Genomic DNA, 18,080 nt, shown 5'->3' on the forward strand with positions numbered 1-18,080 from the left:
GTGTAGCAGTTCCTTCGGGGCCCTGGTGCCATACGGCACCAGGGCCCCTCCACGCGTTCCACAGAGATCCGCAGAGATCCGCAGAGAGGTGCAATGACAGCAGACGACTCCTACGGCCGTCTCGACGACGACAACTACCCCGCCTACACCATGGGCCGGGCCGCCGAGATACTCGGCACCACCCAGGGCTTCCTGCGAGCCATCGGCGAAGCCCGCCTCATCACCCCGCTCCGCTCCGCGGGCGGCCACCGCCGCTACTCCCGCTACCAGCTGCGCATCGCCGCCCGCGCCCGGGAACTCGTCGACCAAGGCACCCCCATCGAGGCCGCCTGCCGCATCGTCATCCTCGAAGACCAGCTCGAAGAAGCCCAGCGCATCAACGCCGAACACCACCGCACCGCCGAAGCGGAGAGCCCCACGGCAGCGGCCTAAGACGACTGAGACGACCGAGACGACCGAGACGACTGAGACGACTGAGACCTGCCACTCCCCCAAAAACCTTCGGCGCCGCCACCCACGCAGGCTGCCCGGGACACAAAGCGTTCCGGGCAACTTCGTCTTCTACGGCCCTGGGGCCGAGCGCGGGGCTCACTTTCCGGCCGGCGTCCAGGGCACCCGCGATCGGAGGCGGGCGGCGATGGCGAGTGTCGCGACCGTCCCGGCGATCAGCAGGGGGTGCCCGACCAGCCAGATCTGGACGCCCTCGAACGGGTCGACGGCGGTCAGCGTCACGCGCTCCAGCATCCAGGACACCGAGAACACGAGCCCGATCACCGCCACCCCTATGCGGAACGCGGGGTAGAGCGGGGTGCGGGCCAACACCACCAGCGACGGCATCATCAGGGCGACGACGAGCAACTGGGTCAGTTCGATGCCCAGGTTGAAGCCCAGCAGCGTGGTCACGAGCGATCCGCGGTCGAGGCCGAGGTCGCTGATGAGCGAGGCGAACGCCAGCCCGTGGACGAGGCCGAACCCGGCGGCGATGAGCACCTCTCCGCGGGCCACCAGCGGCCGTATCGCATGGACCGCGGACACCGCGATCGAGAAGGCGATGAGTGTCTCGACCGGCCGTGACGGCACGTGGACCACTCCCGAGGCCACCAGGGCCCGCGGCACCGTGCGCACGACCCCCACGGAGGCACGCTGGGCACGGCGACAGCGACAGCGACAGCACTGACTCCCGCGTGACGCCGGTGGGGACGGTGGGACGCCGTCGTACCAAAGCTTCCGGAGTCCCCGCATATGGCGGGGATGTCGGCGCTCCTGCAGGGCCCCGAGCAGGAAAGGGGCACCTGGTGAACGTCCGTGTCCTGCGCATCGAGTTGAGACGTTCCGTCGCCCCGTGGGCCGGCGCCGTGGTCCTGACGACCGCCCTGGCGTTCCTGTACCTGGTGGACGCCGCGTGGTGGAGGGGCACCACGGCGTGGACGGCCCAGTGGACGTCCCTGGCGATGTGGACCCGCTCCCTGCTGTTCTACCTGTGGCCGGTGGCCGTGGGGCTCGGGGCACTGCAGGGCCTGCGCGACCACCGCTCGAAGATGTCCGAGCTGCTGACGAGCACACCACGACCCGCCCGGCACCGCGCGGCCACGCTGGCGGGCACGACGGCGATCACGCTGGCCTCGGCCTTCGCGCTCCTCGTGCTCGTGGGCGCGGTCCAGGTGCTCGCCAACACCGAGTACACGCACCTCGGGTGGCTGCCGATCCCGCTGGTGGGGGCACTCTCCCTCGTCGCGGGGGCCGTGCTGGGCATGGGGGCCGGGCGGGCCCTGCCGTCCGCGCTCACCCCGCCCGCGCTGGCCATGAGCGCCTTCGTGTTCACGGCCCTCATGCACATGTCGTTGGGCCGGACGGAGACGACCACGGCGACGGGGATCCTGATCACGGAGCCGAACCGGGTCTCCCTGCTGTCACCGGCGGTGCAGGAGGTGCGCGATGTGCTCGTCACGCTCTCCGCCTCCGTGCACGTCGGGCAGACGATCTGGCTGCTCGGCATGGCCGCGACCGGCTTCGCGCTGCTGGTCGCCGCGACCCCGCGCGCCCGGCTGATCGCCCTAACGCCCGTCCTGGCGGGCGCGGCACTCGCCCTGCTCGTCCTCCCTTCCGACCCGCGTCGGATGTATGTCGTCGACGAGGCCGCCGCGGAGCTGGTGTGCGACGGGCCGGTGTGCGTGGCCAAGACGCACCAGGCGCGACTCGCCGACCTGGCGGGTCCCGGTAAGGAGGCGCTGCGCCTGATGCACGGCGCCTTGGGCGGACAGGCGCCTGTCTCGGTCCGGGAGAACACCGCCGTACTGCCGGACGGCTCCACGCCGCAGCGGTCCCGGAAGACCGTGCTCGTCGACTTCGACGGCGGCATCATCGCCGACGCGAAGGGCGAGGAGCTGACCCGGGCACTGATCGCCGAAGGCATGGTGCCGGGGTGCTCCCCCCTCGGCTGGACCGGCACACTCAATGACGCGGCCGCGCAGAGCATCGCGGCGAGCTGGGCCCTCGGGGACCTCAAGCCTCTCGGCGGCTCCCCCCACGCTTCGAGTGAGCAGATCGCCGTGGCCCACCCAGTGTGGAAGGAACTCAAGGCGCTGCCGCGGGCCGAACAGCTCTCACGGATCAACGCTGCGCACGCCGCCTCGCTCTCCTGCAAGGGCGACCCGCTCGGTGTGCTGTCCGGCGGTGCGTCCCGATGAGATGGCTGACTCTGTACGCGCGCTCGCGTCAGGTACCCGCGTCGCTCGCCGCGGTGGTGATCAGCGCGGTGGCGGTGTGGGCGCTCGCCCGGGACGGCAGCGCAGGGCCCGGTGATCCGCGGCCGGCCGCGCTCGTTCTCACTGCGGGGGCGCTGGCAGCCTCGATCGGGCTCGGCGGGCAGGACCTCGCGCTGGACCGGACGGCCGCGATCCGCTGGGCGCCCCGCAGAGCGGCGCACGTGCTGCTCGCCGGCGCGGTCGTCGGCACGGTGCTGCTGACAGTGCAGACAGTGGGCGAGGACATGACCACCACCGCGTTCGTCGTCCGGGACAGCGCGGGCCTGATGGGACTGGTCGCCCTGGGCGCGGCGCTCTCGGGCGGCCAGTACGCATGGACGCTGCCGTTCGCCTGGCTCTCGTTCTCGTTCTTCGCCCCGCCCCCGACGAGTGCGCCGATGCAGGTGGCGACCTGGATGCTGCTGCCACCCGGCACGGCAGCGGGCACCTGGACGGCCCTGGCCCTCGCGGTCGCCGGCACCGCGGCCTACGCCTTCGCGGGACCGAGACGGTAGCCGGACCGGGCCACCGGATCGGGACACGGTCGAGGGCGGCGGCAGTCGCGGCGGACACCAGCCGTCGGGCAGGTCCTCGGCCCTGTCCTGAGAGCGCGAGTTCGGTTCTCATCACCCGCTCCATGCGAAACCCCCAGGTCAGCGACCTGGGGGTTCTTCGTTGTGGGGTCCTTTGTCGTGGGCCTCTTTGTTGTGGGGTTCTTCGTTGTGGGGTTCTTCGTTGTGGGGTTCTTCGTTGTGGGGGCTCTTCGTTGTGGGGGCTCTTCGTTGTGGGGGCTCTTCGTTGCGTCGGCTGCGGGTGGCTTCTCCCCTGTAGTGCTTCGTGTCCCTGTGGCGACGGAACGGTGGGCGATTGAACGGTGGCCGGCGGCCGATCGCCTCGGCCGCCACCCACCGCTTCGGTCACTTCGGCGGGTGTGGACGAACTGTGCGTCCGAAGTCCCGCACGGCGCCCCTTAGGAGCCGTCCTCGATCCTGCCCGTAAAGATCGGACCGACCGGCGGCTCTTCGAAACCGAACAGCTGGATCCGCACTGCCTCTTCCGGTTCGGCCACCCCGTCCGCGATCGTGGGTATGGCCACCTCGGAGCTCAGCTGACCAGCGGGGACGACGGACAGCAGGGACATTCCCGCCACCTCGGACAGGGGGCGCTCGGGGAGCGGCGATTCGCCGTGCTTCTCCATCAGCCACTGCGGGTCCACATCCGTGGTGGACAGCTCCGCGCCGTCGCCCGCCGCCAGGAAGCTGAACGGGACGGGCAGTTCGGTGTCGGCGACCGTGGACAGGGTGACCCGCCAGGTGAGGCTCTGGCCCTCGGTGCCCCGGTCCGCGAGAGGTGTCACCGTGACCTCGGGCCTCGGGTCGTCGTTCCGCACGGTCAGGCCGCCGAAGTGCGAGCCGACCACCGCGCCGTGAACCGCTTTCACGAACACGTCCTGCGACATGTCGTCGGCATAGCGGGTGTTGCCCTCGACTTTCACCGGCACGTCCAAGAGGGAATCACCGGGCCGTATACGCACCAGACGGGCCGTGGTCCGGCCGGTGACGGGGTCCGTGACGAACAGCCTGACCTGGCCGCCGCCCTGGCCCAAGACGCGTACCGGGACCTGGTAGGTCCGGGTTCCGGAGTCCCCTTCGTCGACCTTCAGCCGGCCGATGTCCACACGGGGCAGCGCGACCGGGCGTGCGGCCGGTGTGCCGGGGCGCCAGCCCCAGGCGTCCATCAGCCAGGCCCGTCCGGAGCGGTTGCGCGGGGTCATCTCAAGCGTCGTCACCCGGCCCAGATCCAGCCCGGCTCGGATCGCGGCGGTCAGCGGCACGCGTATCTCCTGCCCCCAGTAGGAGGCGGTCCGGTCACTCCCCGGCAGTCCGTCGACACGGACCCGGTCGAGGGTGGCCCGGCGGCCGGAAGCGTCGGTGAGTGACACGTCCAACCGCGTTCCCGTGGTGTTGGGCGGCACGATCACCCGCAGGGCGAGGGCCTCGGCGCCGGAGAGGGAGGCCGGCTCGGCGGAACGCACCCGCACCGGAGAACCCGGTGCGGACCAGCGCAGGGCCACCGCGCGGCGTCCCGGTTCGGGCCACGTCTCCCACTCGGCGAAGTGCGGTGAGGCGCCCGTCCCGTCGGGGTCCAGGCAGGCGGTCGCCGGGTCGGAATCCACCGCCGCACACAGCCGTCCGCCGCTCACGGTGACCGAGTCGTCCGGCACGAAGGCGGCGGTGCGGTGCCCCCCGACGGCGTGGGTGAGCACCCGCGCGGGGTCCGCCGACGGCGCGCGCAGGTTCGAGCCGTCCAGCAGCGGGCGTACCCGGTCGTCGCCCGCGACGAACAGCCGGGCCGCCGCGGCGATGTACGTGGAGCCCGCGGCCTGTTGCTGACGCACCGTCAACCGCGTGGCACTGCCCGGCGCACACACGGGGTCCGGGTCCGTGAAGTCGTCCTCCGCCGGAGCCGTCGCCTGCCCCGGCGTCCACTCGCTGTTGAAGAAGTTGTGGTTGGCGCCCACCATGTAGACCGCGCTGTGCAGGGCGGCACCCCGGCTGACTCCGCGCGTGCCGTCCACGTAGATCTCGCCCTGCAGGTCGGTGACGTCGCCGTCACAGCCCGGCAGGATCGTCATCGACGGCACGTCGGGGACCGGGTTCTGCCCGAAGGCGGTGGGCCCGAGGAGGACGGTGCCGCGGATGTGCCAGCGCACCCGCCCCCGGTATCCGTCCTGGTCGGCGGGCGGGCGGGAGAGGCTGTCCATGGCGGCCCGGTTCACACCCTCGCCGCCCCGCGAATGGCCGGCCAGCAGCACCCGGGACAGGTCGCCGGGCGGTGCGCTCCGCACGACCGCCGGAGCCGAGGACCGGCCGGAGCCCGCCCAGTCGGCCCACCGGGCAAGGTGCAGGCGCACCAGAGAGGAACGTGCCTGGGCCCCGCCGTCCTCCACGAAGTCCTGCGCGTTGATGCCGTTGGCGGAGACGGACACCGTCACGTAGCCCTGTGAGGCCAGCAGTTTCTGATCGCGCAGATAGCCCCGGTAGCTCGGCACCGGCTTCGAACCGGACGGGCAGGGCCATGCGCCGAACCGGTCGCCGTCGGCCGTGAAACAGGTGTCGTGGCGGCCGTGAAGGAACAGCGCCAGCGGCCGGCGGCCCGAAATCCCGGTCGGCGCCACCACCACGGCACGCATCTCCACGGGCGCGTCCAATCCGGGCAACCGCACCGAGGGCAAGGTGTATTCACCGCTCGTCGTCCCGTACCGGCCCGGCTTGCCGGGGTCGACGGGGTTGGCCGGCAGCACGGTCGGCTGCTTCGCCGTCGGCGCGGTGCGCCGCTTGTCCGGGCCCGCCGTGACGCCCGATGCGTCCAGGCGGCGTCCCCCCATCCGCACCTGCAGGTCCGCAGCCCGTCCGAGGCGTGCGGCAGGCAGGTCGAGCCGGAAGGTGCGCTGGTCCTTCGCGGCCACCGGCCGGCCGAGGAACCGGTCTCCCGAGTAGAACTCGACACCGGCGTCGGTCAGGGGCACCGGGGCGGCGGAGTGCCAGACCAGCTGCTTGCCCGAGGCCCCACCGGTGATCCGCCAACCGGAGGGGAGTCGGCCGTCGGGGCCGACCCGCGGCGCGGTCGGACGGGGTTCGGCTGCCTGCTGGGCGGCAGCCGGTGCCGGTGATCCCACCACTGTCGTGAGTATCGCCGCAGCGGCTACCCATATGCACCTGACACGCATCAACGTTCCGCCCTTGCTTGGTCCTTGACCGAGCACCCCGGCGTTCGCCGGGAGCTCGGCGCTGTCGTCCCGCACCGTTCGTGTTCAGCGTTCGAGGGATTCGGCGTCCCCCATGACGATCACGGGGTGCTGGGCGGGCTCGAGTGCGAGCAGGAGTTCTTTCATGTGCTTCTGCGTCAGGCTCACGCAGCCCTGCGTGGGCCCACCGTGGTCGACGTGCAGCCAGATGCCGCCGCCCTTGTTCGCGCCGAGCGGGCGGGTCCAGTCGAGGGGGGAGGTTCCGGGCTTGCGGTTGTAGTTGATCGCGACGACGTAGTCGAAGGAGCCCGCGAGGGGTTCGCCCTCGAAGCCGGTGCCGCCGATGGTGAAGGCCGGCCCCTGGTCGTACGGCAGTTTCGTGCCGGGGTCGGCGAGCAGTCCGCCCGCGTCGGTGAGGGTGAACACGCCGATGGGCGAGCGGAGATCGCCGGCGTGGTGGTCGTCCGTCCAGCCCTTGAGAGCGTTGTGGGCCGGCCAGGTGGCTCCCGGTTCCCAGCCCGCGCCGGTGCGCCGGTACAGCACCACCTGTGATGCCGACGAGTTCTTGCCCCGGCCGGTGACCAGGACGGCCTGGCGCGCGTCAGCCGGTATCTCCGCCAGCGTCCGCGGTCCCAGGCCCGGTAGCCGCGCGGGGGCGGACGTGCCGGCCGCTCCCGGGCCGGCGGACGCCCGGGGATCGGCGGCTGTCTGTGAGGGCCAGGCCTGTGTCGTGCCGGGGGCGGCGGATGCGGCGACCGATGCGGCGCCCGCACCGCCCGCCGCAGGCCGGGCGGCATCGGCCGGCCTGACGCCGGCCGCCGTACCCACGCACCCAGCGAGTGTGACGGACAGGGCCAGGACGGCAGCCGGTATTCCCGGACGGTACGAGCCGGGGCTGGTGAACTTGGTCGCTCGCGTCCCGAACGGGGTGCGTGGGCACCGTAGTTGGGGCGGGCGGGGGATTGATGAAGCCATGACCGTCAGCCTGGACGGGACATGTGAGGAACTGATCAGCTCCGACGCACGACATCGAACCAGGGCGTGTGTCGGGCGACGACGGCTTGCGGCGAGGTCCGCCTCAGCGTGCGGAGCCCGCCTTCCACCGGCCCCATGGCATGTTCCAGCCGTTGAGGCCGTTGTCGGGGGCGATCGTCCTGTCGTTGGAGTTCTTCACCACGACCACGTCACCGACGAGGGAGTGGTCGTAGAACCAGGCGCCGTCCTGACCGGCGTCGCCACCGCCCCGGGCGTCGTTCAGCCCCACGCAGCCGTGACTGATGTTGGACCGGCCGAACACCGAGTCCGCGCCCCAGTAGTTGCCGTGGATGAACGTGCCCGAGGTGGACAGGCGCATCGCGTGCGGGACGTCGGGGATGTCGTACTCGCCGGCGAACCCCACCGTGGCTCCGTTCATCCGTGTGCTGATCAGCTTCTCCGATATGACCATCTGGCCGTTCCAGGTGGGCGAGCTTGCCGCGCCCGCCGTGATGGGCAGGGACTTGAGGGTCTTGCCGTCACGGACGACCGTCATCCGGTGCGCGGAGGCATCCACGGTGGAGACCTGACTGCGGCCGACGGTGAAGCGGACGGTTCTGTCCTGTGAGCCGTAGGCGCCCTCGGCACCCTTGACGCCGTCGAGGCGGATCCTGACGGTGACGGTCGAGTGGGCCTTCCAGTAGTGCTGCGGACGGAAGTCGACGCGCCGCGCGCCGAACCAGTGGCCGACGACGGGCTGTCCACTGCTCGCACTGACCTCGATGGCGGACTCGACGGCCTTCTTGTCGGTGATCGCCTTGTCGAAAGTGAACGAGACCGGCATTCCCACACCGACCGTGGATCCGTTGTCCGGCGTGAACGTACCGGTGAAGCGGTCGGTTTCGGCGACGGTCGTGAACGCGACCTTCTTCGTCGTCCGGTGACCGTCGTCGCCTGCGGCCACCACGGTCAACCGGTAGGCGGTGCCGTGTTCGAGAGGGGCGTCGGGTGCCCAGTTCCCGCCGTCCGAGGAGCGGGCGCCGCGCACGGCCCGGCCCGCCTCAGTGGCCAGGGAGACCTTGGCGATCCGCCCCGCCTCGACCCCGACTCGGCCGCCGCGGCTGACGGAGACGTGCTTCTGCCCGTCGGCGGCGTTCAGTCGTATGCGCGGTGTGGCGGCGGTTCCGCCGGCGGCGGACAGTGCCTCGGTGCGGTCGCCGTCCTGTGCCGGCCCGGGGCTGCAGCCGGCCAGAAGACAGGCCGAGACCGACAGGGCGGCCAGGGCGAGAGCGGGGCGGGTGCGGTGCATGGGGTCTCCGTCGTTCGCGTCGAGTGGCCTGTCCCACCGAGTCGGGGAAGGCGGCCCCGGGTTCGAGCGGCAGGGCGTCGGCGCCGTCCGGCGTGCCTGTGCCGTGCCGGTGCGCGACAGGGCCGAGGCCAGGAGCCCAGCCTGGCGTCCGGATATCAGGAAGTTGTCAGGGTGTGGGAAGGCCCTCACACAGTCCTGGACAGGGATCAACGCGCTTACAGTCAGCGGCGTGTGCGCACATATTCTGGTCGCGGAAGACGACCCCTTGCAGGCCGAACTCATACGACGGCTGCTGTTTCAGGAGGGTCACACCCCCGTGGTGGTCGCCGACGGACGGGCCGCGATCGGCGAGGCCAGGAGCCGCAGACCCGACCTGGTCGTCCTGGACCTGATGCTGCCCGTCGTCGACGGTCTCGGCGTGTGCCGGGTGCTGCGGCAGGACGGGGACATACCCGTCCTCATGCTCACCGCGCGCTCCGCCGAGGACGACGTCCTGCTCGGCCTGGAGCTCGGCGCGGACGACTACATGACCAAGCCGTACAGCCCACGGGAACTGCTCGCCCGCATCCGCACCGTGCTGCGCCGCACCCTCCGCCCCACCGACGACTCCCCGGTGCTGCGCGCGGGCGTCATCACCGTCGACCCCGCACGGCATGAGGTCACCTGCGACGGCATCCCCGTCCCGTGCACTCCCGGGGAGTTCGCCATCCTCCACGCGATGACCGCGGAACCCGAGCGGGTCTTCTCACGCCGTCAGCTGTTGCAGCACACCCGGGGACTCGACCGTGCCTCCACCGAGCGCGCCATCGACGTACACATCATGAACCTGCGCAAGAAGATCGAGCCCGACCCGCGCAGACCCGTCCGGCTGCTGACGGTCTTCGGCGTCGGCTACAAGCTCACCGGGCAGCCGTCGTGACGCCCGGCCCCCGCATACCCTGGCGCAAGAGCCTGCTGGTGCGGCTGCTTCTCACGTCCGTTGCCATCGCCGTGGTCTCCGTGGGTGCCACCGCCTGGCTGGCCGTGCAGACCACCACGCGGGCCATCCAGGAAGAGCGCGGTCAGGTGCTCTCCGACGACAGCGACATCCTGCGGCGGCTCAGCGGCTTCGCCGCGACCCATGCCGACTGGGACGGTGTGCAGGCGTCGGTGCGCGATCTCTCCCGCACCATGGGACGGCGCATCGCCCTGACGACAGAAGGCGGACGCACGATCGCCGACTCCGCCGCCCCCGGCACCGCTCTGCCCGCCCGCGCCTCGGCCACCGTCGACCCGCTGAACACCGACACCTTCACCGAACCGGGGGCGCAGCTCGCCGGGATCGACCCGCGGGCGGTGGGACCGTATCTGCTCCCGGCGGCAGAGCGGACACGGGTGAAGGCGCTCGCCGGGAAGCGCCTGGCGTGCGTGCGTGCGCACCTGGGTGACGGGGGCGTCCGGGAGCTTCCCAGCGGCCGCACCGTGGTCATCGCCGAGGGCGGAGAGGCATCCGTGCCCCCGCAGTGCGCGGACGGAGCGCTCAACACCCCCACCCGCACCGAACAGAAGGCACTGGACGAACTCATCGCACCGACCGCTCCCTGCCTCGGCCCCGACGGCGGGAAAGGGCGGGCGGCCCACCCTCTGGCCAAAATCGGAGTCGATGTCATACCCGGCTTCACCTCCGCGACCGAGGAGCCCGGACGCCGGCTCGCCGGCAGCCGGCAGACCCAGAGCTGTGTCGACGACGCGCGCCGCACCCAACTCGATCCCTACGTCGCTCCCAGAGCGAGGCTCTATCTGGGGGCCCTCGGCCAACAGCCCGTGGGCTTCGACCTCTCCCCCGCCAACAAGGCCAAGATCGTCGGCGTGGCGGGGCTGGTCCTCGTGGTCACCGTCGCCGTGACCACCGTGGTCGCCATCCGCCTCGTCCGTCCCCTGCGAGCCCTGACCGCCGCGGCCCAGCAGCCGCCGCAGCGGCACACACGCGTCGCAGTCACCACCAAGGACGAGACCGGCTACCTGGCCGCCGCCTTCAACGACCTCACCGCACGCCGCCAACAGCTGGAGACCCAGCGCAAGGCCATGGTCAGCGACATCGCCCACGAGCTGCGGACCCCGCTGACCAATATCCGCGGCTGGCTGGAGGTCACCCGCGACGGGCTGGTCGAGCCGGACCCGGATCTCATCGCCTCCCTGCACGACGAGGCACTGCTCCTGCAGCACATCATCGACGATCTGCAGGACCTCGCCGCCGCCGACGCCGGCACCCTGGCGCTGCACCGCGAACCCGTACGCGCGGACGACCTCGTCGCCCAGACGGTGTCGGCCCACCGCACCCGGGCGGAGTCCTCGGACATCCGCCTGTGCACCCACACCGATCCCGACCTCGTCCTGGACGCCGACCCGGTGAGGATGCGGCAGGTCCTGGGCAACCTGACCTCCAACGCGCTCCGGCACACCCCGGCGGGCGGCACTGTCACACTCACCGCCCGTCGAGCCGGCGACCTGGCCGTCCTCGCCGTGGAGGACACCGGCAGCGGCATCGCCACCGTTGACCTCCCCCACGTTTTCGAGCGCTTCTGGCGCGCCGAGAAGTCCCGCAGCAGACGCACCGGCGGCAGTGGCCTGGGCCTGGCCATCGTCCGCCAGTTCGTCGAGGCACACGGGGGAACCGTCACCGTCGGCAGTGAGCCCGGCAAGGGTTGCGTGTTCACCATCAGGCTCCCCCTGGCCCAGCACACGGACCGACGAACCCCATGAGGTGCGCAGCGTGAGGCACGGCCGAAGGGTGCGCTTGCACCCGTCGGCCGAGGAGATCGCCTGCGTTTTGGCCGCGGGGTCACCCCCGACAGCCGGACGTGTCACCGACGAGCAGTCCCGCCTCACCGTGGACGCGAGCTGAGTCACTAAGCGCGGATGGCGTCGGCGGGTGGTGTGCGCAGCGCCTGGCGGGTGGGGAGTTCGATGGTGAGGAAAGCCGTGACGGTGACGGTGAGCGCGAGGGCGGGCAGCAGCCAGGCGGGGCCCGCGGGCCAGGGGCGGCCGAGGAAGCCCTGGCCCAGGAGGGCGAGGGGCACGGCGGACAGCAGCAGGGCCGTGGTGAGCGCGGTGGCGGCGGTCACCGCTGCCTCGCGCCGCATCATCGCGCGGATCTGACGGGGCGTGGTGCCGATGAGGCGGAGAGCCCCCAGTTCGACCCGGCGCTGGGCGGTGGCGGCGACGAGCTTGTTGGCGATGCTCAGCAGGAGGTAGACGAGCAGGACCACGATGATGGCCAGGTTGATCCACACCTGGGGCGGGGCGTCCTTCAGGCCGCCGCCGGACGTGGGATGCGTGTCCGTGAGTGCCAGACCCGGGTGGGACGCGGCGAGGGCTGTCAGCGCCTGCCGGGCGGTCGCCGTGCCGTCCGTGCGGATCAGGATGCTCTGGTCGAGCCCCGTTGTGGTGTGTCCGGCCGCCAGGTCGTGGGACAGAGCCACCGTGCCGAAGCCGAGGCCGCGGGCGTAGACGGCGACCACCTCGGCGTCGACCCTCGCGCCGTCGCCGAGAACGAGACTCACCCGTCGGCCCACCGACACGGAGCGCGAGCGGGCGACGTCGCTGCTGACGGCGATGGTGGCGCCGGTGAGACGGTCCAGGCTCCCGTCCCGTACGTCGAGGTCGAGGACGTCCGATGCGTCCGGGGTGAGGATCATCGCGGAGCCGGACTCGGTCACCGTGTCGTTGAACATCTTGTACGGCCACACCACGGTGGTCGTGCTCACCGGGGCCGCCGCCCGTACACCGGTCGTGTCCCGTACGTCGGCGAGCGTGCCGTCGGGCAGTCCGCCCAGGCCCGGCGCGCCGAGGCGCTGCTGGGCGAGGGTGCCGGTGCGGGTGTCGTCCGCTGTGGCGGCCAGCACGGTGGTCTGGGTGAGGGTGTACGTCAGGACGAACACGACCGCCATGGCCAGGGTGCTGACGATCCCCGCGTTGCGCAGGGCGTAGGCGCGGACGTTGGCCATCGCCAGCCAGGTCGGCGCGGAGGCGCCGGAGCGTGTGCGCCGGGCCGCCGCGTTCCCGATGCCCCGGACGAGGGCCGGGCCGGCCAGGGCCAGACCGATCGCCCCGAGGATGCCCGCGACGGACGTGGCCGCCGCGCCGAGAACCGTGGGGGAGAAGAGCGGTACGGCCGACATGGTGGTCGCGGCGACGATGACGAGGAGGCCGATGCGCGTCCGGATGCGCGACGGATCGCGCGGCTCGCTGCGCGATTCGGCGACCGCCTCGGTGGCGGGCATCCGCGAGGTGCGCCACGCCGAGCTCCGGGCCGAGATCTGCACGGTCAGGGCCATGAGGAGCATCGTCGCGAGGGTGGGCAACGGGCTGATGGTCAGGGGGAGTTCGGGCGGGACGATACCCCGGTCCGCCAGCAGCCCCCGGAACCGGCCCGCCAGCAGATGGCCGAGCGCCACACCGGGTACGAGGGCCACGGCCGCGACGACGGTCGACTCGGTGGCGGCAAGTCGCCTGATCTGCCGGGGAGTCGCGCCGACGGCCCGCATCAGCGCCAGGTCCCGGCGCTGCCCGGCGATCGACACGGCCAGCGCGCTCGCCATCACGAACCCGGTGATCAGCAGGATGATCCCGGCGAGCGAACCGGCGAGGAGAAGCAGGAGGGAGCGGGACGCGCCGGCTCCGGGCGACACCAGGTCCCCGCGGTCCGCGCCGGTGACCGTTTCGAGCCCGGTGCCCTTCAGCTTCGTACGGACTTCGGCGGCGACCTCTTCCTCGGAGCCGGGTGCGGTGCGGAGGCCGATCAGGTCGACGGTTCCGGCGCGTGAGCCCCCGTATCCGCCGGCGCGTGAGCCGGCGTCTCCACCGGCGCGTGAGCTGGCGTCTCCACCGGCGCGTGAGCTGGCGTCTCCACCGTCGCGTGAGCCGGCGTCTCCACCGTCGCGTGAGCCGTCGTCTCCACCGTCGCGTGAGCCGGCGTCTCCACCGTCGCGTGAGCCGGCGTCTCCACCGTCGCGTGAGCTGTCGTCTTTGCCGTCGACCACGTCCCGTCCCGACAGTCGTACGGCCGTCGTATCCGCGAAGAAGACACCGGTGCCCGGCGCGCCGACCACCGCCGACACGCGGTAAGCGGCGGCGGGTCGGGCGCCCGCGACGACCTGGACCCGGTCGCCCACCCTGACCCCCGCCGCGGCGGCGGTGGCGCTGTCCACGGCGATCTCGCCGGAACCGGCCGGCCCGCTGCCGTCGACATGCGCGTGCTCCAGCAGCTTCACCGAGGACCAGCCGTGTCCCGACGCCTGGGGATCCCCGGTCGGTACGACCCGTCCGTGCGCGTCGACGAGAGCGGCGGGGAATCCGAGGTCGCCGACCGCCTCGGTGACACCCGGCAGGTCGGCCAGTTCGCCGACCAGTCGGGCCGGGACCGTACGACGTTCCGGGAGCGCGATCGGCAGGTCGCCGGCCGGATGGAGCTCCTGGTCGGCGGCGACGACGACGTCGGCGCCGGCCAGGCGGCCGGCGGGCAGGTGGGAGCGCAGGCCGGACTCGGCAAGGACACCGGTGCCGGTGATCAGGGCCGCGCCGCCGAGGACCGCGCACGCCACGGCGATCAGCGCGGTGCTCCGGTGCCGGACCATCTGTATCGCGAGACCAAGCATGGCTCAGGCTTCTCCCAACGCGACGAGGCGGCGAGCCAGTTCGGGGGCGGTCTGTGCTTCGAGGGCCTCGACCACCCGGCCGTCGGCCATCACCAGCACGTGGTGTGCCCGGGCCGCGGCGGCCGGGTCGTGGGTGACCATCACGACCGTCTGACGCAGGTCGTTCACGAGGTTCCGCAGCAGGTCGAGGACCTCGTGGGCGCTACGCAGGTCGAGCGCGCCGGTCGGCTCGTCGGCGAACACAACGGCCGGCTTGGCCGCCAACGCCCGTACCACCGCGGCCCGTTGCTGCTGGCCGCCGGAGAGTTCGGCCGGGCGGTGGGTGAGCCGGTCGGCGAGACCGACGCGCTCCACCAGCGTCCGCAGCCAGTCGTGGTCCGGGGTACGGCCCGCCAGCCGCAGCGGCAGCGTGATGTTGTCCTGGATGCTGAGCGAGGGGATCAGGTTGTACGCCTGGAACACGAAACCGACGCGTTCTCGCCGCAGTTCGGTACGGCGTGTCTCGTTCAGGCCGCCGATCTCGTGGCCGTCGATGCGGACACTGCCCGACGTCGGGGAGTCCAGCCCGGCGGCACAGTGCATCAGCGTGCTCTTGCCGGAGCCCGAGGGCCCCATCACCGCGAGGAACGTGCCGCGTTCCACGGTCAGCGACACCTCGTCGAGGGCGCGTACGCCTCCCGCGTACTCCTTGACGACCCGGTCCAGAGCGATGGCGGGCGTCGACGCGTCGTGGACGGTGGTCGCCGGGCTGCGGGTCCGGGCGAAGGCGGCGTTCATCGACGGCCCCGCAGGTGGCGCGCGACGAGGGTGCCCGCGCTGAGAAGGGTGACCACTCCGCAGGTCAGGTGCACCCAGGTGTCCGCTTCGGCGTAGGTGGCCGCCGAGTTGGCGACCGCGCTGACCACGACCAGGATCCAGAGCAGCGTACGGATGACCTCCCCGCCGGTGACGGCGCGCGACGACGCTTCGTGCGTGCCGTCGGCGGGGGTGGTGAGGCGGTAGGGGTCGGTGGTCGCCATGGGGCTTCTCCGTGGGTGCTGAGCGGTGGGTCCGGGGGTCCGGCTGACGTCACCGAAGCTACGGATCGACACCCCTGCCGGCCGATCCCGCAGCCCGCCCGGTTCGAGGTACAGCAGGCTGTACTCCGGCTGTACTCCGGCGCTCGGCTGACGGTGAACTGATGGGCGTCATAAGGTCGTTCGCGACGACACCGGGATGTTCGCGCAGCGGGGGGAGGGGGAGAGCGGATGACGGTTCAGCAGGACACGACGACAGCCGGTGGCCGGCGGGTGGGCCTCAGGGACACCGCCGTACGGACCACGAATGCGGCCGGCGCCGCGATCGCACAACTCGCCTCCGGGCTCGGTACGGCCTTCCTGGCGCTGCTCGTGCTGCTCTGGCTGGCCGTCACCGCCGTGACGAGCCTGGTCGGGGTGGGACTGCTCATGGCGCCCGCGGTCCTGAGCGCGCTGCACGCCCTGGCCGGCCGGGAGCGCGACCGGCTCGGCCGCCGGGGTCCCGAGGTCATCGCCCCGGAACCTCCGCCGACGCGGCTGCGGCTCGCCCTCGTCGACCCCACCACCCGACGGGAGCTGCGCTGGCTGGCCCGGCACGCCACCCTGGGCTTCCTCCTGGGGCTCCTCGGCGTCCTCCTGCCGATCACCGCCGCGCGCGACAGCCTCTTTCCGCTGTACTGGAAGCTCCTGCCCGAGAACACGACCGCCACGTCCGTGGGGCTCGGCAACGCGCACTCCTGGCCGGACGCGCTCGCCGTGGCCATGCTGGGCGTGGGCTGGACCGCCATCATCCTGGGGCTCGGTCCCGGCATGGCCCGTTCGCAGGCCCGGCCCGGACGCCTGCTCCTCACAGCCGGGCCGGAGACGGATCTGTCGCTCCGCGTCGCCGAACTCACCGCCACCCGTGCCGCCGCCCTGGACGCCCACGCCACCGAACTGCGCCGCATCGAGCGCTCCCTGCACGACGGCACCCAGAACCGGATCGTCTCCGTCACCGTCCTGCTCGGTGCCGCCCGCCGCATGGTGGCCCGCGACCCGGCGGGCGCCGACGAGCTCCTCGAACGCGCCCAGTCCGCCGCCGAGCAGGCCCTCGCGGAGCTGCGCACGGTCTCCCGGAGCATCCTGCCCCCGGTGCTGGACGACCGCGGGCTGGCCGGCGCGCTCTCAGGGCTCGCCGCGAACTGCGCGGTGCCCTGCCGGATCGACGTGGAGGTGCCCGAACGGTGTGCCGCCTCCGTCGAGGCGACCGCGTACTTCGTCGTGGCCGAGGCCCTGACCAACATCGCCAAGCACAGCGGCGCCGCATGCGCCACCGTCACGGCGCGCAGCCGCGGCGGGCGTCTCCACCTGTGCGTCGAGGACGACGGCCGGGGCGGCGCGGACCAGGACGGTGGCTCCGGACTCACCGGCATCCGCCGCCGGATCGCGGCGCACGACGGCACCCTCGCCCTGACCAGCCCGCCGGGCGGCCCGACAACCCTGAAGGTGGATCTTCCCTGTGGAGCGTGACATGCGGATCGTGATCGCCGAGGACGACCCCTTGCTGCGCGAGGGCGTCGCCCTGCTGCTGCGCGCCGAGGGCCTCGACGTGGTGGCCACCGCGGGCACCCCCGACGAGGCGCTGGCCGCCATCGACGAACACAAGCCGGACGTGGCCATTCTCGACGTACGGATGCCGCCGACCCACACCGACGAGGGGATCGTCGCGGCGGTCGAGGCCCGGCGCCGGCGTCCCGACCTGGCCGTCCTCGTACTGTCCGCGTACGTCGAGCAGTCCTTCGCCACCGAGCTGCTCGGCGGCGGTGTGAGCGGCCTCGGCTATCTGCTCAAGGAACGTGTCGGCCGGGTGGAGGAGTTCCTGGACGCGCTGCGGCGAGTGGCGGACGGCGGCACCGCCATCGACCCCGAGGTCGTCGCCCAGCTCTTCACCCGCTCCCACCAGGACACCCGCCTCGACCGGCTCAGCCCCCGCGAGCGGGACGTACTCGCCCTGATGGCCGAAGGGCTCGGCAACACCGCCATCGCCGAACGGCTCGTCGTCACCGAGGGCGCCGTCCACAAGCACATCCGCAGCATCTTCGCCAAGCTCGACCTGTCGCCGACGGACCGGGTGGACCGGCGGGTCGCCGCGGTCCTGCGGTATCTGGAGGATCCACGGCGACCGGCCTGAGCACAGCGGGCTCCACCGCGACCGGCTCGCCGAGATGATCGTGGGCCGCGTGTGCGCCGGGGCCCACGTCCTACGGGGCCGCCGTCACCGGCCAGACACGGGATCCCTTCGCCGGACGCTGCGCACTGGCGAAGTGTTCTCCGAGTGGGACGTGCGAGTCGGCCCGGCCAAGCCCGGAGCACCGTTCCATCAGGCGCTCTGCCCGCTGTTCTTCGAGACGTGCCCACAGCGTGCCCGGGAGAGCGGACGACTACGGTCAACAGCGGTGCCGGGCCCCCACGCCGGCGACAGCAAAAGGCTCGGCCAGGGGCAAGGGGCCAGGGTCAAGGTGTGACTCAGCCGGAGAGCAGCGGGGACACGTTCGCCATGGGCAGCGTGTGCCCGGGAGGGGCCGCCCTTCTCACGCGTACCGTCGCCTGAGAGATAAACAACCCCTGGATGTACGGGAGTTGGCGTACTGGTGTGGCAGGAGCGACGAAAGG

General features: G+C 72.1%; 14 protein-coding genes. 7 read left to right on the forward strand and 7 right to left on the reverse strand.

All coding sequences use genetic code 11. The features are described 5' to 3' along the window. Positions 1-93: 93 nt before the first annotated feature. Positions 94-432, forward strand: coding sequence for a MerR family transcriptional regulator (locus tag ACFU53_RS25945; RefSeq protein ID WP_383996963.1), 339 nt, complete (start codon positions 94-96; stop codon positions 430-432). Positions 433-588: 156 nt separating this feature from the next. Here ACFU53_RS25945 and ACFU53_RS25950 read toward each other — a convergent pair whose 3' ends face one another. Continuing rightward, complete coding sequence (locus tag ACFU53_RS25950) at positions 589-1,134, reverse strand: HupE/UreJ family protein (protein WP_383996966.1); 546 nt, start codon at positions 1,132-1,134, stop codon at positions 589-591. Positions 1,135-1,295: 161 nt separating this feature from the next. On the opposite strand from ACFU53_RS25950, the gene ACFU53_RS25955 reads away from it, so the two are divergent. Both ACFU53_RS25955 and ACFU53_RS25960 read left to right on the forward strand, forming a co-directional pair. Continuing rightward, positions 1,296-2,687, forward strand: a complete 1,392-nt coding sequence (locus tag ACFU53_RS25955) for a hypothetical protein (RefSeq protein WP_383996969.1) — start codon at positions 1,296-1,298, stop codon at positions 2,685-2,687. After that, on the forward strand, positions 2,684-3,259 hold the full coding sequence (locus tag ACFU53_RS25960) for a hypothetical protein (protein WP_383996972.1): 576 nt from the start codon (positions 2,684-2,686) through the stop codon (positions 3,257-3,259). The genes ACFU53_RS25955 and ACFU53_RS25960 overlap by 4 nt, the downstream gene beginning before the upstream one ends. Positions 3,260-3,714: 455 nt before the next feature. Here ACFU53_RS25960 and ACFU53_RS25965 read toward each other — a convergent pair whose 3' ends face one another. The 3 genes from ACFU53_RS25965 to ACFU53_RS25975 all read right to left on the reverse strand — a co-directional run bounded on the left by ACFU53_RS25965 (position 3,715) and on the right by ACFU53_RS25975 (position 8,776). Continuing rightward, positions 3,715-6,477, reverse strand: a complete 2,763-nt coding sequence (locus ACFU53_RS25965) for a hypothetical protein (protein ID WP_383996975.1) — start codon at positions 6,475-6,477, stop codon at positions 3,715-3,717. An 81-nt stretch (positions 6,478-6,558) separates the two neighbouring features. Then, positions 6,559-7,467, reverse strand: a complete 909-nt coding sequence (locus tag ACFU53_RS25970) for a hypothetical protein (protein WP_383996978.1) — start codon at positions 7,465-7,467, stop codon at positions 6,559-6,561. A gap of 103 nt (positions 7,468-7,570) precedes the next feature. Then, complete coding sequence (locus tag ACFU53_RS25975) at positions 7,571-8,776, reverse strand: Ig-like domain-containing protein (protein ID WP_383996982.1); 1,206 nt, start codon at positions 8,774-8,776, stop codon at positions 7,571-7,573. 229 nt (positions 8,777-9,005) lie between these two features. On the opposite strand from ACFU53_RS25975, the gene ACFU53_RS25980 reads away from it, so the two are divergent. Both ACFU53_RS25980 and ACFU53_RS25985 read left to right on the forward strand, forming a co-directional pair. Then, positions 9,006-9,695: a response regulator gene (locus ACFU53_RS25980; RefSeq protein WP_383996985.1), complete on the forward strand. Its 690-nt coding sequence runs from the start codon at positions 9,006-9,008 to the stop codon at positions 9,693-9,695. Then, positions 9,692-11,518, forward strand: coding sequence for a sensor histidine kinase (locus ACFU53_RS25985; RefSeq protein WP_383996988.1), 1,827 nt, complete (start codon positions 9,692-9,694; stop codon positions 11,516-11,518). Before ACFU53_RS25980 ends, ACFU53_RS25985 begins: the two co-directional genes overlap by 4 nt. 146 nt (positions 11,519-11,664) lie before the next feature. On the opposite strand, the gene ACFU53_RS25990 is transcribed toward ACFU53_RS25985, so the two are convergent. Genes ACFU53_RS25990 through ACFU53_RS26000 form a run of 3 tightly spaced genes read right to left on the reverse strand, consistent with a single transcriptional unit; the run spans position 11,665 to position 15,431 of the window. Further along, complete coding sequence (locus ACFU53_RS25990; protein ID WP_383996991.1) at positions 11,665-14,412, reverse strand: FtsX-like permease family protein; 2,748 nt, start codon at positions 14,410-14,412, stop codon at positions 11,665-11,667. A gap of 3 nt (positions 14,413-14,415) precedes the next feature. Continuing rightward, complete coding sequence (locus tag ACFU53_RS25995; protein ID WP_383996993.1) at positions 14,416-15,189, reverse strand: ABC transporter ATP-binding protein; 774 nt, start codon at positions 15,187-15,189, stop codon at positions 14,416-14,418. Beyond that, positions 15,186-15,431 (reverse strand): hypothetical protein, encoded by a 246-nt coding sequence (locus ACFU53_RS26000; protein ID WP_383996995.1) that lies wholly within the window; start codon positions 15,429-15,431, stop codon positions 15,186-15,188. The genes ACFU53_RS25995 and ACFU53_RS26000 overlap by 4 nt, the downstream gene beginning before the upstream one ends. A 228-nt stretch (positions 15,432-15,659) precedes the next feature. Here ACFU53_RS26000 and ACFU53_RS26005 point away from each other — a divergent pair, with 228 nt between their 5' ends. Beyond that, the gene (locus ACFU53_RS26005) at positions 15,660-16,937 is read left to right on the forward strand and encodes a sensor histidine kinase (RefSeq protein ID WP_383996998.1); all 1,278 of its coding nucleotides are present in this window, start codon (positions 15,660-15,662) and stop codon (positions 16,935-16,937) included. A 1-nt stretch (position 16,938) separates the two neighbouring features. After that, complete coding sequence (locus ACFU53_RS26010) at positions 16,939-17,598, forward strand: response regulator transcription factor (protein ID WP_383997001.1); 660 nt, start codon at positions 16,939-16,941, stop codon at positions 17,596-17,598. Positions 17,599-18,080 lie beyond the last annotated feature (482 nt).

Origin of the sequence: Streptomyces sp. NPDC057474 (assembly GCF_042802555.1) — a bacterium.
Lineage (GTDB): Bacteria > Actinomycetota > Actinomycetes > Streptomycetales > Streptomycetaceae > Streptomyces.

Bases quoted from the DNA above. Each gene is read 5' to 3' on its own strand.
- ACFU53_RS25945 (WP_383996963.1), top strand. From the start codon at position 94: ATGACAGCAGACGACTCCTACGGCCGTCTCGACGACGACAACTACCCC.
- ACFU53_RS25960 (WP_383996972.1), top strand. From the start codon at position 2,684: ATGAGATGGCTGACTCTGTACGCGCGCTCGCGTCAGGTACCCGCGTCG.
- ACFU53_RS25970 (WP_383996978.1), bottom strand. From the start codon at position 7,467: ATGGCTTCATCAATCCCCCGCCCGCCCCAACTACGGTGCCCACGCACC.
- ACFU53_RS25975 (WP_383996982.1), bottom strand. From the start codon at position 8,776: ATGCACCGCACCCGCCCCGCTCTCGCCCTGGCCGCCCTGTCGGTCTCG.
- ACFU53_RS25990 (WP_383996991.1), bottom strand. From the start codon at position 14,412: ATGCTTGGTCTCGCGATACAGATGGTCCGGCACCGGAGCACCGCGCTG.
- ACFU53_RS25995 (WP_383996993.1), bottom strand. From the start codon at position 15,189: ATGAACGCCGCCTTCGCCCGGACCCGCAGCCCGGCGACCACCGTCCAC.
- ACFU53_RS26000 (WP_383996995.1), bottom strand. From the start codon at position 15,431: ATGGCGACCACCGACCCCTACCGCCTCACCACCCCCGCCGACGGCACG.
- ACFU53_RS26005 (WP_383996998.1), top strand. From the start codon at position 15,660: ATGACGGTTCAGCAGGACACGACGACAGCCGGTGGCCGGCGGGTGGGC.
- ACFU53_RS26010 (WP_383997001.1), top strand. From the start codon at position 16,939: ATGCGGATCGTGATCGCCGAGGACGACCCCTTGCTGCGCGAGGGCGTC.